The sequence below is a fragment of the Streptomyces sp. NPDC000348 genome, assembly GCF_042898795.1.
Taxonomy (GTDB): domain Bacteria; phylum Actinomycetota; class Actinomycetes; order Streptomycetales; family Streptomycetaceae; genus Streptomyces.
In genome coordinates this window covers 392,904-406,900 of the sequence record NZ_JBIAZD010000003.1, presented here as the reverse complement: position 1 = coordinate 406,900, position 13,997 = coordinate 392,904, and the positions used below count along the sequence as shown (strand labels likewise).

Annotated in this window: 13 protein-coding genes; 3 read left to right on the top strand and 10 right to left on the bottom strand. The window is 71.9% G+C overall.

What is annotated here, in order from left to right; translation table 11 throughout:
- The 3 genes from ACFY3N_RS08725 to ACFY3N_RS08715 all read right to left on the bottom strand — a co-directional run.
- Window positions 1-767, bottom strand: a 767-nt coding sequence (locus ACFY3N_RS08725; RefSeq protein ID WP_390816067.1) for an SRPBCC domain-containing protein, incomplete at its 3' end; no start/stop codon positions are given.
- Window positions 768-853: 86 nt separating this feature from the next.
- The gene (locus ACFY3N_RS08720) at window positions 854-2,527 is read right to left on the bottom strand and encodes a polyamine aminopropyltransferase (RefSeq protein ID WP_390815876.1); all 1,674 of its coding nucleotides are present in this window, start codon (window positions 2,525-2,527) and stop codon (window positions 854-856) included.
- A 134-nt stretch (window positions 2,528-2,661) separates the two neighbouring features.
- Window positions 2,662-3,180 (bottom strand): DUF2617 family protein, encoded by a 519-nt coding sequence (locus ACFY3N_RS08715; protein WP_390815875.1) that lies wholly within the window; start codon window positions 3,178-3,180, stop codon window positions 2,662-2,664.
- 806 nt (window positions 3,181-3,986) lie between these two features.
- Here ACFY3N_RS08715 and ACFY3N_RS08710 point away from each other — a divergent pair.
- Window positions 3,987-5,180, top strand: coding sequence for a pyridoxal phosphate-dependent aminotransferase (locus ACFY3N_RS08710; protein ID WP_390815874.1), 1,194 nt, complete (start codon window positions 3,987-3,989; stop codon window positions 5,178-5,180).
- A gap of 106 nt (window positions 5,181-5,286) precedes the next feature.
- On the opposite strand, the gene ACFY3N_RS08705 is transcribed toward ACFY3N_RS08710, so the two are convergent.
- Both ACFY3N_RS08705 and clpB read right to left on the bottom strand, forming a co-directional pair.
- A complete protein-coding gene (locus ACFY3N_RS08705; RefSeq protein WP_030827697.1) occupies window positions 5,287-5,814 on the bottom strand; it encodes a YbjN domain-containing protein in 528 nt (175 codons plus the stop codon).
- A 180-nt stretch (window positions 5,815-5,994) separates the two neighbouring features.
- On the bottom strand, window positions 5,995-8,592 hold the full coding sequence (gene clpB, locus ACFY3N_RS08700; RefSeq protein WP_390815873.1) for an ATP-dependent chaperone ClpB: 2,598 nt from the start codon (window positions 8,590-8,592) through the stop codon (window positions 5,995-5,997).
- Between the two features lie 128 nt (window positions 8,593-8,720).
- Between clpB and ACFY3N_RS08695 the strand changes: the two genes are divergently transcribed.
- Window positions 8,721-9,137: a pyridoxamine 5'-phosphate oxidase family protein gene (locus tag ACFY3N_RS08695; RefSeq protein WP_390815872.1), complete on the top strand. Its 417-nt coding sequence runs from the start codon at window positions 8,721-8,723 to the stop codon at window positions 9,135-9,137.
- A 168-nt stretch (window positions 9,138-9,305) separates the two neighbouring features.
- On the opposite strand, the gene ACFY3N_RS08690 is transcribed toward ACFY3N_RS08695, so the two are convergent.
- Together ACFY3N_RS08690 and ACFY3N_RS08685 are read right to left on the bottom strand one after the other, a co-directional pair.
- A complete protein-coding gene (locus tag ACFY3N_RS08690; RefSeq protein WP_190096337.1) occupies window positions 9,306-9,641 on the bottom strand; it encodes a hypothetical protein in 336 nt (111 codons plus the stop codon).
- 1 nt (window position 9,642) lies between these two features.
- Window positions 9,643-9,822 carry a hypothetical protein gene (locus ACFY3N_RS08685; protein WP_390815871.1) on the bottom strand — a complete coding sequence of 60 codons (180 nt, stop codon included), beginning with the start codon at window positions 9,820-9,822 and terminating at the stop codon, window positions 9,643-9,645.
- A 129-nt stretch (window positions 9,823-9,951) separates the two neighbouring features.
- Here ACFY3N_RS08685 and ACFY3N_RS08680 point away from each other — a divergent pair, with 129 nt between their 5' ends.
- Window positions 9,952-10,971 (top strand): helix-turn-helix transcriptional regulator, encoded by a 1,020-nt coding sequence (locus ACFY3N_RS08680; protein WP_390815870.1) that lies wholly within the window; start codon window positions 9,952-9,954, stop codon window positions 10,969-10,971.
- A 24-nt stretch (window positions 10,972-10,995) separates the two neighbouring features.
- On the opposite strand, the gene ACFY3N_RS08675 is transcribed toward ACFY3N_RS08680, so the two are convergent.
- From ACFY3N_RS08675 to ACFY3N_RS08665, 3 genes are all read right to left on the bottom strand, one after another.
- The gene (locus ACFY3N_RS08675) at window positions 10,996-12,027 is read right to left on the bottom strand and encodes a LuxR C-terminal-related transcriptional regulator (RefSeq protein ID WP_390816066.1); all 1,032 of its coding nucleotides are present in this window, start codon (window positions 12,025-12,027) and stop codon (window positions 10,996-10,998) included.
- A gap of 129 nt (window positions 12,028-12,156) precedes the next feature.
- Window positions 12,157-13,263, bottom strand: a complete 1,107-nt coding sequence (locus tag ACFY3N_RS08670) for a sugar ABC transporter substrate-binding protein (RefSeq protein WP_390815869.1) — start codon at window positions 13,261-13,263, stop codon at window positions 12,157-12,159.
- Window positions 13,264-13,543: 280 nt separating this feature from the next.
- Window positions 13,544-13,993: a heat shock protein transcriptional repressor HspR gene (locus ACFY3N_RS08665; RefSeq protein WP_390815868.1), complete on the bottom strand. Its 450-nt coding sequence runs from the start codon at window positions 13,991-13,993 to the stop codon at window positions 13,544-13,546.
- Window positions 13,994-13,997 lie beyond the last annotated feature (4 nt).

Sequence of the window (13,997 nt, the reverse complement as noted above, 5' to 3'; positions counted from 1 at the left end):
GGGGCGGACGCCGACGGCCGGGCGTCGCCTTCATCCGGAGCGGGTGCCGACGACGGGGCGTCACCCGCGTCCCCGGCTTTCACGCCCTCGTCCGGGGCGGACGCCGACGGCCGGGCGTCGCCTTCATCCGGAGCGGGTGCCGACGACGGGGCGTCACCCGCGTCCCCGGCTTTCGCGCCCTCGTCCGGAGCGGACGCCGGCGACGGGACGTCGCCCGTGTCCGGGGTGGGCGCCGGCGGTGGGGTGTCGTCCGCGTCCGGGGTGGTCTCGAAGTCGGTGGTGGCCCGGGGTTCGAAGTCGCCCGCCGACAGGAGCTCGGGCGACTCCGGGCCGGAGGTCCGCTCCGCCGCGTCGGCGCCCAGGTTCTCCGCGAAGCGGTCCAGCAGGCGGGAGACCGCCGAGGCCACCGCCTCCGGCGGGAGCTCGGTGATCCGGCCGTCGGCCGTCGCCGTGCCCTCGGCCATGAGGGCGGTGCCGCCCTCCGCGTCCCGCAGGCGCAGCCGCAGCGCGAACTCCACCGAGCCGCTGCCGCGGGTCTCCGCCGCGTCGCCCTCGACGGCGTAGGAACCGTCGTCCCGCGCGGACACCCGTACGGCACCCCGATAGGTGACGGAGTGGCTGCCCACCCGGACCTTCAGCCGCCCGGCGACGGGATCCGCACCGGCGTCGTGCTGGAGCCCGGGCACCGCCCGGGCGACCCGCGCGGGGTCGTCCAGCACCTCCCTGAGCCGCTCCGCCTCGACCGGAACGAACACCTCGTGCTCCATGAGTGCGGAGCCTACCCACGCGGCGCCGGGCTGCACCTCCGTCGGCGGGAAGTCACGGCGCGTCGGCGCGGAACGTAGTAGGGGGCTCAACCGGTGTACCGGGGGTGCACCAGCGTGGACGGCGGCAGACCGGTGACCCGGGTGCGCTCCGCCGCCCGGACGTCCGCCGCGAGGGAGGCGTCGGTGAGCGTGCGCGGACGCGGTCCGGCGGGATCGAGGCGCGGCTCGGGCCGGGCGCGGGCGGCCAGGACGAACCCCCAGTCGCGGGGGGCGTGGGCGGTGGCCGTGGCCCCCCGGTCGGGTCCGGCGGCGAAACCGGCCCGCCGGCCGCTCACCCGGTACGCGGCGGTGCGCAGCCCCGCCGCGCGGAGCGTCGAGTCCACCGTCCAGAAGTCGCGGGGGCGGGACGCCACCGCGCCCCCGTGCACCACGAGCCGCCCGCCGGGCGCCAGCACCCGCCGGGCCAGTCCGTAGAACTCCCGCGCGTACAGCTTGGTGCTCGCGGTGATCCCGGGGTGCGGCAGGTCCGAGACGACGACGTCGTACGCCGCCGGGGGCGCCCCGCGCAGCCAGTCGAAGGCGTCCGCGGCGGTCACCCGCACGCGCGGGTCGTCGAGGGAGTGCGCGTTCAGCGCGGACAGCGCCGGATCGCGGCGCGCCAGCCGCACCACGCCCGGGTCGATCTCGACGACGTCGACCCGGTGCACGCCGGGGTGGCGCAACACCTCGCGGACGGCCAGCCCGTCACCTCCGCCGAGGACCAGCACGCGGGTGTGCGGCCCGGTCATCGCGGGGTGCACCAGCGCCTCGTGGTAGCGGAGTTCGTCCCGGCCGCCGACCCGCAGCCGTCCGTCGAGGAACAGGTTCAGGGGCCGCCCGTCCCGCCCGCCGGTGAGCAGCACCTCCTGGACATCGGTCCGCAGGGCCACGCGTACGTCGGAGCCGTACATGGCGTGCCGGGCGGCCCGCTCGAAGTCGTCGACGAGGACGGCGGCCGAGGCGAGGACGACGAGCACGCACGCGTTGGCGGCCATCAGCAGCCGGCGGGCGCGGCGCGTGAGGTCCCGCCGGAACAGCCCGAGCACCAGCGCCCCGCCCACGACCGCGTTGACGGTCCCCGTGATCAGCGCGCCGGTCAACTGGCCCAGCAGCGGCAGGAGGAGGAAGGGAAAGGCGAGCCCGCCGACGAGCGCGCCGACGTAGTCCGCGGCGGACAGGTCGGCCACCGCGCCCCCCGCGTCCTGCCGGCGGATCCGCTGGATCAGCTCCATCAGCAGCGGAACCTCGGCCCCGATCAGCAGCCCGGTGGCGAAGGAGAAGACGACCAGCAGGGAGCGCGGGCCGCTCGCCCACACACCGCCCCAGTCACCCGTCCAGGCGAAGACGGCGTACAGCGCCATCGCACTGCACCCGCCGACGAGGGCGAGGGCCGCCTCGACGGCGCCGAACCCGGCCGCCGCGTGCCGCCGCAGCCGTTTCGCGGCCAGCGACCCGATGCCCATCGCGAAGACCATCACGGACAGCACGACCGACGCCTGGGTGACCGAGTCGCCCATCAAGTACGCGGCGAGCGCGACCAGTTCCAGCTCGTACACGAGTCCGCAGGCCGCACAGACGAACACCCCCGCGAGGACCAGGAACCGCCCCGTGCCCTGCCGCACCGGCAGCCGCAGCGTGCTTCCCGCGTCGCCGCCGGGGCCGCCCGGACCGTCCCAGGACTGCGCGGAGCCGGGCGGTGCGGGGGCCTGCGATTCGATCACCCCAGCGACGTTACGTTACGCCTCCACCGCAGTACGTCACCCACACGTGTGTTCTTTGTTTACGTCTGCCCGATATCGGTAGGAGCGATGGCCCCCTCGGTCGGTCTCACGCCGCCGCCCTCACTCCACCGGCCTCACGCCGCCGACCTCACCCGCACCCCCACCCTCGTCCGCGTCGCCACCAGCTGCCCCTCCTGCGGGTAGGCGTGCCAGGTCCGCCAGTGCACCTGGCCCTCGTGGCGCTGGGCGAGCATCGCCGTGAACGCGTGCGGACTGCCGGGGAAGACCCCGGCGAGACCCTGCGGATGGTCGGAGACCAGGGCCAGCAACTCCTGGGCGCGACCCGCGAAGGACCCCGGGGAGAGCACCTCCACCCGGGCGGCGAACTCGTACTCCCAGTCGTCCACCCGCTTGGCCACGCCCAGCGGAAGCGGCGTGCTGCTGCCCGGAATGCACGCCACCGTCTCCGAGCAGAGGCCCCGCTCCTCCTCGAGGAGCACCTGGTGGGACGCGCCGAGCAGCCTCAACTGAACCCTTATCCCCGCCAGTTCGAGATCGAGTGCGGCCAGCGCGGGAAGCGGCTCGCGTCCCAGCGCCCAGGCGAGATCGGCCGCGCGCGTGTCGGAGTAGGCGGTGTTCAGGGTCGTGAGCATGGATCGGCTCCGCAAGCACACAAGGAGAGGGAGATGAAGGGTCCGCGCACCCCGGTCGCTCCGGGGGACTCGGCCCGTCAGCCCGGTCACCCGGCCGGAGGAAGGGTCCGCGGGGAGCCCGAGGGCTGCATCGGTGTTTTACAGGCAATCATGAACTGTGGTGCCGCCACAGGGTTTTTACCCAACTTCGTGGGCTTTCCATCCCCTGGAGGGCTCCCCAGCTCAACTGTTCAACCGCCGCGCGCGCCCCGAGGTGACGGCACACGCCGGTGCGCCGTCCCCCCCGGCACGGCACAGCGGGGCCCGCCCAGGTGCGGACCCCGCTGTCGCGGATGCGTCGTCCCCCGCGGGGGAGGCGGGCTGCCCCGTGTCAGCCGCCTCCTCCGCCGCACCCGCCGCCGCCCCCGCAGGACGACCCGCCTCCGCAGGACGAGCCACCACCGCAGGACGATCCCCCGCCGGAGTCCGACGACGAGCCGCAGGACCCGCCGCTGCCCCCGTCCCCCGCCCACCAGCTGTCACGGCTCCGGCCGCTACGGCCGCCGGACGAAGCGGCGGGACGGCGCACCGGACGGAACGCCGCCCTGCGGGCCGCCCTGCGCCTCCCGACCACGCCGGACACCACGAACATCAGGATGAAACCGGCCAGGATGATGCCGAAGACCATGGCGCCACCCTCCTTTCGTTCCCCCGTGATCCCCCGAAGCGGCCCCCCGTGGGCGCCTCGCTCACGTGTGTGACCGGGAGATGCCCTCCGCCCGCGCGGGCCAAAGCAGAGTTGAGGAACTCCAGAGCTTCGGCGCAGGATGACCGCCATGACCTCCAGCGCGCGCCCCCTCCTGAACCGCCGGCTCGCCGAGTTCGGGACGACGATCTTCGCCGAGATGTCCGCCCTGGCCCTGCGGACCGGATCCATCAACCTGGGCCAGGGCTTCCCCGACACCGACGGCCCCGAGGAGGTCAGGGAGGCCGCCGTGCGGGCCCTGCGCGACGGCCGCGGCAACCAGTACCCGCCGGGCCCCGGCGTCCCCGAACTGCGCACCGCCGTCGCCGCGCACCAGCTGCGCCGCTACGGCCTCTCGTACGACCCCGACACCGAGGTCCTGGTCACCGCGGGCGCCACCGAGGCGATCGCCGCCGCGCTGCTCGCCCTGGTGGAGCCCGGCGACGAGGTGATCGCCCTCGAGCCGTACTACGACTCCTACGCGGCCTGCATCGCCATGGCCGGCGGCACCCGCGTCCCCGTCACGCTCCGCCCGCGCGACGGACGCTTCCGCCTCGACCTCGACGAACTGCGCGACGCCGTCACCGACCGCACCCGCCTGCTGCTGATCAACACCCCGCACAACCCGACCGGCACCGTCCTCACCCGCGAGGAACTGGCGGTGATCGCCGGGCTGGCCGTCGAACGCGACCTGCTCGTCGTGACCGACGAGGTCTACGAGCACCTGGTCTTCGACGACGCCGAGCACCTCCCCCTGGCCACCTTCCCGGGCATGCGGGACCGCACGGTGACCATCTCCAGCGCGGGCAAGACCTTCTCCTTCACCGGCTGGAAGGTCGGCTGGATCACGGCGTCCCCGGAGCTGGTGACGGCGGTCCGCTCGGCCAAGCAGTTCCTCACCTACGTCTCCGCCGGCCCCTTCCAGTACGCGGTCGCGGAGGCCCTCGCCCTGCCCGAGACGTACTTCACCGGGTTCCGGGACGACCTGCGGGCCAAGCGGGACGTCCTGGCGGCCGGGCTGGAGGAGGCGGGCCTGACGGTCCACCGCCCGTCCGGCACCTACTTCATCACCGCCGACATCCGCCCCCTGGGCGAGAGCGACGGCATCGCCTTCTGCCGCGCCCTGCCGGAACGCGCGGGCGTCGTCGCCATCCCCACGGCCGTCTTCTACGACCACCGCGACATGGGCGCCCCCTTCGTCCGGTTCGCCTTCTGCAAGCAGCGGTCCGTACTGGAGGAGGCCGCCCGCCGCCTGAAGGCCGCCGGAACCCGCTGAGCGCGCGAGAGCCCGGCCCGGACAGTGGCTGTCCGGGCCGGGCTCTCCTCACGCACGGCGGGTACGTCGTCGCCGTACTCGCCGAAACGGCGTACCCGGGGACGGGCTACTCGTCGTCCTCGGGCTTGTCCGCCTCGTTGATCTCCTGCTCGAGGCCGAGCTGCTCGACGAGCCACTTGTCGAACTCGATCGCGGCCCGCACCCAGCTGACCGTGGACGAGACGAAGTGCTCCAGGCTGACGCCCATGCCGATCAGCATCTGGGCCTCGCCGATGAGGCGGACCGTGCCGTCGTCGTGGGTGTGGGTGTAGACCTTGGGCCACAGGGTGCGCCGGTTCCAGTCGTCGACGGACTCGAGCAGCTGCGGCTTCTCGTCGATCTGGTGCGGCCGGTCGTAGAACGTCCGGACGGAGAAGATCTGCTGGTCCCCCTCCCCACGGAACATGAAGTAGGTGCGGAACTGCTCCCACGGCGCCGCGAGGTCGCCCTCGTCGTCCACGACGTACTTGAGCTCCATCTGGTCGAGGAGCTGCTTCACGAGGTCCTGATCCGGGACGACGGGGCCCGCCGGTCCTTGCGGCTGCGGCTCGGGCTGGCCCCCGAAATTCGGAATCGAGGACGGGTCGATGGTCATACTGGGACACTCCTACGTCGTCTGGCGTCCGGCCGTCGCTGAGACCAGACGTACATCCCACCCTCTCTCTCTTGCCCCGTGCCGGGCAACCTGCCCCGGCCGACGGCCGCCGTCGAATCGGCCGCCGGTGTGACTGCCGGGTCCCGCCCCGGCCTCCCGGCCGGGGCGGGACCCGGGGGGCTACAGGGTCTTGCCGGTGGCCGGGCCCACCAGGAGGCCGTCCTCGAAGCGGTCCACGCGGACCGTGTCGCCGTCCTTGATCTCGCCGGCCAGGATCTCCCTGGCGAGGCGGTCGCCGATGGCGGTCTGGACGAGGCGGCGCAGCGGGCGGGCGCCGTAGGCGGGGTCCAGGCCCTCCTCGGCGAGCCAGGCCAGCGCCTCGGGGGTGACGTCCAGGGTGAGGCGGCGTTCGGCGAGGCGGCGGGCCAGGCCGTCGAGCTGGAGGCGCGCGATGCGTTCCAGTTCGGGCTTGGTCAGCGCCGAGAAGACGACCAGGTCGTCGAGGCGGTTGAGGAACTCCGGCTTGAAGGAGGCCCGGACCACCTCCAGGACCTGCTCCTTCTTCTCCGTCTCGGTGGTGAGCGGGTCGACCAGGTACTGGCTGCCCAGGTTGGACGTCAGCACCAGGATGGTGTTGCGGAAGTCGACGGTGCGGCCCTGGCCGTCGGTGAGGCGGCCGTCGTCGAGCACCTGGAGCAGGATGTCGAAGACCTCGGGGTGCGCCTTCTCGACCTCGTCGAGGAGGACGACGCTGTAGGGGCGGCGGCGGACCGCCTCGGTGAGCTGGCCGCCCTCCTCGTAGCCGACGTAGCCGGGCGGGGCGCCGACCAGCCGGGCCACGCTGTGCTTCTCGCCGTACTCGGACATGTCGATGCGGACCATCGCCCGCTCGTCGTCGAAGAGGAAGTCGGCGAGGGCCTTCGCCAGCTCGGTCTTGCCGACACCCGTCGGGCCGAGGAAGAGGAAGGAGCCGGTGGGGCGGTCGGGGTCGGCGATGCCGGCCCGGGAGCGCCGTACGGCGTCGGAGACGGCGCGCACGGCCTCGATCTGGCCGATGAGCCGCTTGCCGAGTTCGTCCTCCATGCGGAGCAGCTTCTGGGTCTCGCCCTCCATGAGGCGGCCGGCCGGGATGCCGGTCCAGGAGGCGACGACGTCGGCGATGTCGTCGGCGCCGACCTCCTCCTTGACCATGGTGTCCCTGGCGACCTCTTCCTCGGCCTCGGAGGCGGCCGCCAGGTCGCGCTCCAGGCCCGGGATCTCGCCGTAGAGCAGCTTGGAGGCGGTGTCGAAGTCGCCGTCGCGCTGGGCGCGTTCGGCCTGCCCGCGCAGTTCGTCGAGCTTCTCCTTGAGTTCGCCGACCCGGTTGAGGGACTGCTTCTCCTTCTCCCAGCGGGCGTTGAGGCCGCGCAGTTCCTCCTCCTTGTCGGCGAGGTCGCGGCGCAGGCGCTCCAGGCGTTCGAGCGAGGCGGCGTCGGTCTCCTTGCCGAGGGCGAGTTCCTCCATCTTCAGCCGGTCGACGGCGCGCTGGAGTTCGTCGATCTCCAGGGGCGAGGAGTCGATCTCCATGCGGAGGCGGCTGGCGGCCTCGTCGACGAGGTCGATGGCCTTGTCGGGGAGGAAGCGGGAGGTGATGTAGCGGTCGGAGAGGGTGGCGGCGGCGACGAGGGCGCTGTCGGCGATCTGGACCTTGTGGTGGGCCTCGTAGCGGCCCTTGAGCCCGCGCAGGATCGCGATGGAGTCCTCGACGGACGGCTCGGCGACGAGGACCTGCTGGAAGCGGCGCTCCAGCGCCGGGTCCTTCTCGATCCGCTCGCGGTACTCGTCGAGGGTGGTGGCGCCGACCATGCGGAGTTCGCCGCGGGCGAGCATGGGCTTGAGCATGTTGCCGGCGTCCATCGCGGAGTCGCCGCCGGCGCCCGCGCCGACGACGGTGTGCAGCTCGTCGATGAAGGTGATGATCTGGCCGTCCGAGTCCTTGATCTCGGCGAGGACGGTCTTCAGCCGCTCCTCGAACTCGCCCCGGTACTTGGCGCCCGCGACCATGGCGCCGAGGTCGAGGGCGACGAGCCGCTTGTTCTTCAGCGACTCGGGGACGTCGCCCTTGACGATGCGCTGGGCGAGGCCCTCGACGACGGCGGTCTTGCCGACGCCGGGCTCGCCGATCAGGACGGGGTTGTTCTTGGTGCGGCGGGAGAGCACCTGGACGACGCGCCGGATCTCCTGGTCGCGTCCGATGACGGGGTCGAGCCTGCCCTCGCGGGCGGAGGCGGTGAGGTCGGTGCCGAACTTCTCCAGTGCCTTGTACTGGCCCTCGGGGTCGGCGGTGGTCACCCGGCGTGCTCCTCGCGTCTTCTGGAAGGCGTCCTGCAGCTTCTTCGCGGTGGCGCCCTGCCGGGACAGCACCTCGCCGGTGGCGCCGCCCTTGGCGGCGATGCCGATGAGGAGGTGTTCGGTGGAGAGGTACTCGTCGCCGAGGTCGCGGGCGCGGGCCTGGGCGTCCGCGATGACGGCGAGCAGTTCACGGTTGGGCTGCGGCGGTGCGACGGTGGACCCGGTGACGCTCGGCAGGCCGGCGAGGATGCGCTCGGCCCCGGAGCGTACGGCGGCCTGGTCGGCGTCGACCGCGGCGAGCAGGTCCGTGATGTTCTCGTTCTCCTGCCCGGCGAGCAGGGAGAGCAGCAGGTGGGCGGGGGTGAGGTCGGGGTGTCCCTCGGTCACGGCCCGGTTTCCGGCGGCGTTGATCGCGTCCCGGCTCCGGTTGGTCAGCTCGGCGTCCACGTATCCGTTCTCCTCTTTGCGGTGACCCTTCAGCGGCCTTCGCGGCTGACTCGGTCAACGTACACAAACTTGAGTCTATTCCACTCAAGGTGTGCCACGGGAGGGCCACGGCGGCTAAGTTCCGGTCCATGACCACCACGTACTCGGTAGATCCGGGCGATCCGGACGCGTCGTACCTCGGCTTCTGGCGCGAGAAGCACCTGTGCACGCTGACCACCCTCCGCCCGGACGGCACCCCGCACCTGGTACCCGTCGGGGTGACGTACGACCCCGGGGCGCGGCTCGCCCGGGTGATCACCAGCGGGACGAGCGCGAAGGCGCGCCACGTGCGGGCGGCGGGGGCCGAGGGCGCGGCCGTCGCGGTCTGCCAGGTGGACGGCCGGCGGTGGGCGACGCTGGAGGGGCGGGCGGTGGTCCGCACGGAGCCCGAGCGGGTCGCGGAGGCGGAGCGGCGGTACACGGAGCGCTACGGGCGGACCCCGCGGCCGAACCCGTCACGGGTGGTCATCGAGATCACGCTCACGCGCGCGATGGGCCGCGGGTGAGGACGTCCTCACGTTCCGTGAGGCGAGCGGCGGCTTCCGGCCATCACCCGGCCGGGACGATACCGGGACATGTCCGGGAAAAATGCAGCGGCGTCACCGTGTTCAGGTCACGGTGACGCCGCTGCGGGGGGAAGCACCTGCGCGATCTTTTACGACGGGGGAATCGCGTCAGGCACTGCGGGGGGTGGCCGAGATGGTCCGGGCGGCGGGGGAGTCGGACTCCACCTGCCGATGGTCCCGCTGGTCCAGGTTCACAAAGATCATTCCGTACCGGATGGCACACCGTACGGGCTTCGGCGCCCCCCTGGGCCGCCGCAGGCACCGGTACGCCCGTACGTCACCGTCCTCGTCACGGGTGACGACGACCGGCTCACCGAAGACGGTCACCATCAACGAGTCACCACTGTGGGGGATGGCGGTGACCAGGTCGATGAAGTGCCATCCGGACCGGTAGGCGGTCGCCATCTCCCGGCGGAAGGAGCGGTCGTCGGGTGGAGTAGTCATGTCACGCCCACACGCTGTCATCCGTGCGCACCGGGCCGGCCGCCCAGACGCTGTCACCCGGAGGCGCGTCCTGCGCGACGATCGGCGGCCACACGCTGTCCGCCCGGACGTCTCCCCCCGCCTCGGAGAGGCCGCCCGCTACCCCGAAGGCCACACCGACGGAGAAGGCGGCGACAAGCACCGAGCGAAGCATTTTCTTACCCATAGTCGGCTTCGTCCTCACTTGAAGGTCCCCTCTGTCCCCCGTCGAGTACGACGATGGCTCATTCGGGCACGTCATGGCCACACGATCGGTGCATCATGTTCCTGCATGTTCAGGACCCTGGGGGGTGGAGATTTGGAAACGAACCGGTCTAGAACGGGACATCCTCATGCGGTGACTGAGCTGTGCGAGGAGGGGGTGCGACTGTACGCGAATGCTCTGCGCGCGGGACGTATCGCCCGCGCCGACGTGGAGCCCGCGCCCTGCTTGATGGACTTCGCCCTCCTTCACCCGGATCCCGACGACGCGCAGTGGCTGCGCCCGGTGCTCCCCTCGATCGCGCTGGCCCAGCGGCTGAGCCCCATAGAACGGGAGATCACCGAACGCAGGCGGCTCTCGATAGAACTCGCCGACGCTTTCGAGCCGTTCATGTCCCTCAGTGCCCAGGAGATCGCCCCCACCCACTCGATCACGGTGCTCGAGGGCAACGACCGCATCAACAGCGCGCTGGACCTGGCCACCGCGCAGTGCCGGACGGAGATGCTCACCATCCAGCCGAGCGGGCACCGGCCCGAACGCAGCCTGCTCCAGGGCTTCGAGCGCGACCGGCTGCTCATCGAACGCGGCGTGCGCATACGCACCCTCTACCAGCACACCGCCCGGTTCAACCCCGAACGCCTCTCCTACGTCGAGCAGTTCGCCAACGGCAGGGCGGAGTACCGCACCATCGACGAGCTGGTGGAACGCCTCATCATCTGCGACGAGACGGTCGCCTTCATCCCCGTGCGCGACGACCGCCAGGTCGCCCTGGAGCTGCGGCACACCGGCCTCGTCCGCTACCTGATCAAGGTCTTCGAGTTCATGTGGAGCCGCGCGGTCCCGCTGGCCGCCGGCACCCCCTACGAGACCGCGCCCGACGGCATATCGGAAATCCAGCACTCCATCGCCAAGCTCCTGGTGGAGGGCCACGTGGACGAGGCCATCGCCCGCCGCCTCGGCATGAACGTACGGACCTGCCGCGCCCACATCGCCAAGCTCGCCGCCACCCTCGGCAGCGGCAGCCGGGCCCAGCTCGGCTACCTCATCGCGGAGTCCGGGATCCTCAACCAGGAGGGAGCACCTCAGTGACCGCGCGGGGGCGGCAGGGCCGTCTCACCGGGCGGTCCGGGGTCCCCGGCCGGGCAGGGTGCCGGCGGGGCGCCGGAAGCCGTCCAGACCGGCCTGGGCGATGCGGACGCCCAGCTGCGTGCGGCTGGCCGCGCCCAGCGTCTCCGACAGGCGGGCGATGTGGGCCCGGCAGGTCCGCACGCTGATGCCCAGGCGCTCCGCGATCACCGCGTCCTGGTGGCCCTCCGCGAGCAGGGACGCGATGGACTGCTCCCGGTGCGAGATGCCCTCGATGCCGGTCTCGGGCAGCGGGGCGGTCAGCGGGATGGCGAGCCGCCACAGCCGGTCGAAGACCGTGCCCAGGTACTCCACCAGCGCCGGGTGGCGCAGCTCCAGCGCCATGGTGCGCTCGGGGTTGGCGGGAATGAAGGCGACCGTGCGGTCGAAGAGGATCAGCCGCTCGATCACCTCGTCCAGCGTGCGCGCCTCCACCGCGTCGCCCATCAGCTCCAGATAGCTGAGCAGGCCGTGCCCGTGCCGGGCGACGTGCGTGTACAGGTCCCGCATGCGCACGCCCCGGCCGCGCAGCGCCATCGCCCGGTGCAGGCCCTCCGACAGCTCCGCCTCGCGCCGGATGCCGCCCGGCTGGACGGTGAGCACCTCGGTGGTGCACGCCTGGGTCGCCTCGTCCATCGCGGCCTGGATGCGGGCGAGCCCGTCCAGCACCCGGATCGCCGGGCCCTCCGCCGCCGACCGCGAGGCGGGCACCTGGCGGCCCAGCCCGGCGTACCACTCGAAGGCCTCGACGGCCGAGCCGACCCGGCGCTGACTGGCGCTCACCTCGTCGTACATCCCGCGCAGCAGCCGGGTCATGACCTCCTGCGGGGAGGTGGGGACGAGCCAGTCCATGTCGTCGGGATCGGGGTGCAGCAGGGCCAGCTCCAGCAGGCAGGGCACCGGCTCCGCGTCCCGGCGCGGCAGCCGTCCGCGCCGCACGGCCCGGGAGTACACACGATCCCCGGCGTCGCACAGTCGGTCAGCACCGTGTGGATGCCCGTCCGTCCCGTGCCCGGCCATCGCCCGTCCCACCCCCGGTTCAGCCACTTTCCGCAGCGCAACTATGCGCGGCCGGAACCGGCTGTGCAACATGGGCAGGGCCCGGCGCCGGTCGGGAGACCGGCGGGTGGCCGAATATCGACGGGGCGGCTACTTCAGCTTGACCGCCTCGCAGGCCGCCGCGAACTCCGCGGTGCAGATGTCCGAGACCTCGTAGATCTTGTCGGCGACCACGGTGTCCTCGATGTTGTCCTTGGTCAGCGCGACCACGGGCACGAGCTGCGCCGGGATGTCCTTGTCGGTGGGGCTGTCCACCCGCTCGCGGGTCAGCGCGTCGAACTGGATGTCCTTGCCCTGCACCTTCGCCACGGCCATCTCCGCGGCGCTCTCGGCCTCGTCCGGGTAGGACTTGTACACGCTCATGTACTGCTCGCCGGCGAGGATCCGCTGCACCGCCGCGAGTTCGGCGTCCTGGCCGGTGATCGGGGGCAGCTCGGTCACGCCGGCGGCCTTCAGCGCCTTGACGATGCCGCCCGCCATGCCGTCGTTGGCGGAGTAGACCGCCTCGATCTCGCCCGCGCCGATCGCGTTGATCGCCTCGGTCATGTTGGCCTGGGCGTTCTCCGGCTTCCAGTCCTTGGTGTCGTAGGACTTGGCGATCGTCACCTTGCCCTTGAGCTCGGAGAGCGCGCCCGCCTTGAACTGCTTGGCGTTGGGGTCGGTCGGCGAGCCGTTCATCATCACGACCTTGTCGGTGATGCTGAGGTCGTCCCCGAGGGACTCCAGCAGGGAACGACCCTGCACCTCGCCGACCAGCCCGTTGTCGAAGGAGATGTACGCGTCGATCGGGCCCTCGGCGAGACGGTCGTAGGCGATGACGGGGATGCCCGCGTCCTTGGCCTTCTGCACGCTGTCCGCGATGCCGTGCGCGTCGACCGCGTCCAGCACGATGACGTCGACCTTGTCGTCGATCATCTGCTGCATCTGGCTCGCCTGCTTGTCGGCGTCCGCCTCGGCGTTGGCGTACTCGACGGTGCCCTTCTTGTCGGTGAGCGACTCCACCTTCGTCTTGAAGATGGGGTAGTCGAACTGCTCGTACCGGGTGTTGGCCTTCTCCGGGAGCAGCAGCCCGACGGTGACGTCGTCGCCCTTGCCCGGGCTCGCGTCGTCGCTGCTCCCTGTCGCGTTGAGCACGCCGCATCCGGCGAGCATGACGGACATGGAGGTGGCGGCCACGGATATGGCGATACGACGCATGCGGAGGCTCACTTCAGGTGCGTTTCGGACGTGGGCACAGCTTTGCGGCCCATGTGACTGAAAAGCCAACGCTTCAGCCCCCACCGGCGTCAAGGGCGGCCGCTTAACGAGATGGACACGGCATGATGTGCCGAACTCGTGAGAGACCCGCGGACGTCAGGCGAGGATCATCTGGACACGCAGCCATACGATAGTCACACACGCGCCTGTGCGGATAAGCCGGGAGGCCCGGAGGTCCACTCGGCCTCCGGGCCTCCCGCGGCGCCTCACACCCGCGCCCTCAGTCCTGCTGCTGCCGCTTGGGCCGCCACACCACCAGCGCGCTGGTCTGCTGCACCTCCTGGTACGGCACCAGGTCACGGCGGTACGAGGCGTGCACCGCGGCCTCGCGCTGGCGCATCGCCGCCGCCGCCCCGTCGAGGGCGCCCTCCAGTTCGGCCACGCGGGCCTGGAGCGCGTCGACCTGGTTCTCCAGTTCGATGATGCGCTTGATTCCGGCCAGGTTGATGCCCTCGTCCTGCGACAGCTGCTGCACCTGACGGAGCAGTTCGATGTCACGGGCCGAGTAACGGCGGCCCCGGCCGGCCGTGCGGTCCGGCGACACGAGACCCAGCCGGTCGTACTGGCGCAGCGTCTGCGGGTGCAGACCGGAGAGCTGGGCCGCCACCGAGATGACGTAGACCGGTGTGTCGTGGGTCAGTTCGTACGGATTGCGTCGACGGCCGTCCATCTGC

Bases quoted from the DNA above. Each gene is read 5' to 3' on its own strand.
- ACFY3N_RS08715 (WP_390815875.1), bottom strand. From the start codon at position 3,180: ATGCTCACGACCCTGAACACCGCCTACTCCGACACGCGCGCGGCCGAT.
- ACFY3N_RS08710 (WP_390815874.1), top strand. From the start codon at position 3,987: ATGACCGCCATGACCTCCAGCGCGCGCCCCCTCCTGAACCGCCGGCTC.
- ACFY3N_RS08705 (WP_030827697.1), bottom strand. From the start codon at position 5,814: ATGACCATCGACCCGTCCTCGATTCCGAATTTCGGGGGCCAGCCCGAG.
- ACFY3N_RS08695 (WP_390815872.1), top strand. From the start codon at position 8,721: ATGACCACCACGTACTCGGTAGATCCGGGCGATCCGGACGCGTCGTAC.
- ACFY3N_RS08690 (WP_190096337.1), bottom strand. From the start codon at position 9,641: ATGACTACTCCACCCGACGACCGCTCCTTCCGCCGGGAGATGGCGACC.
- ACFY3N_RS08680 (WP_390815870.1), top strand. From the start codon at position 9,952: ATGTTCAGGACCCTGGGGGGTGGAGATTTGGAAACGAACCGGTCTAGA.
- ACFY3N_RS08675 (WP_390816066.1), bottom strand. From the start codon at position 12,027: ATGGCCGGGCACGGGACGGACGGGCATCCACACGGTGCTGACCGACTG.
- ACFY3N_RS08670 (WP_390815869.1), bottom strand. From the start codon at position 13,263: ATGCGTCGTATCGCCATATCCGTGGCCGCCACCTCCATGTCCGTCATG.
- ACFY3N_RS08665 (WP_390815868.1), bottom strand. From the start codon at position 13,993: ATGGACGGCCGTCGACGCAATCCGTACGAACTGACCCACGACACACCG.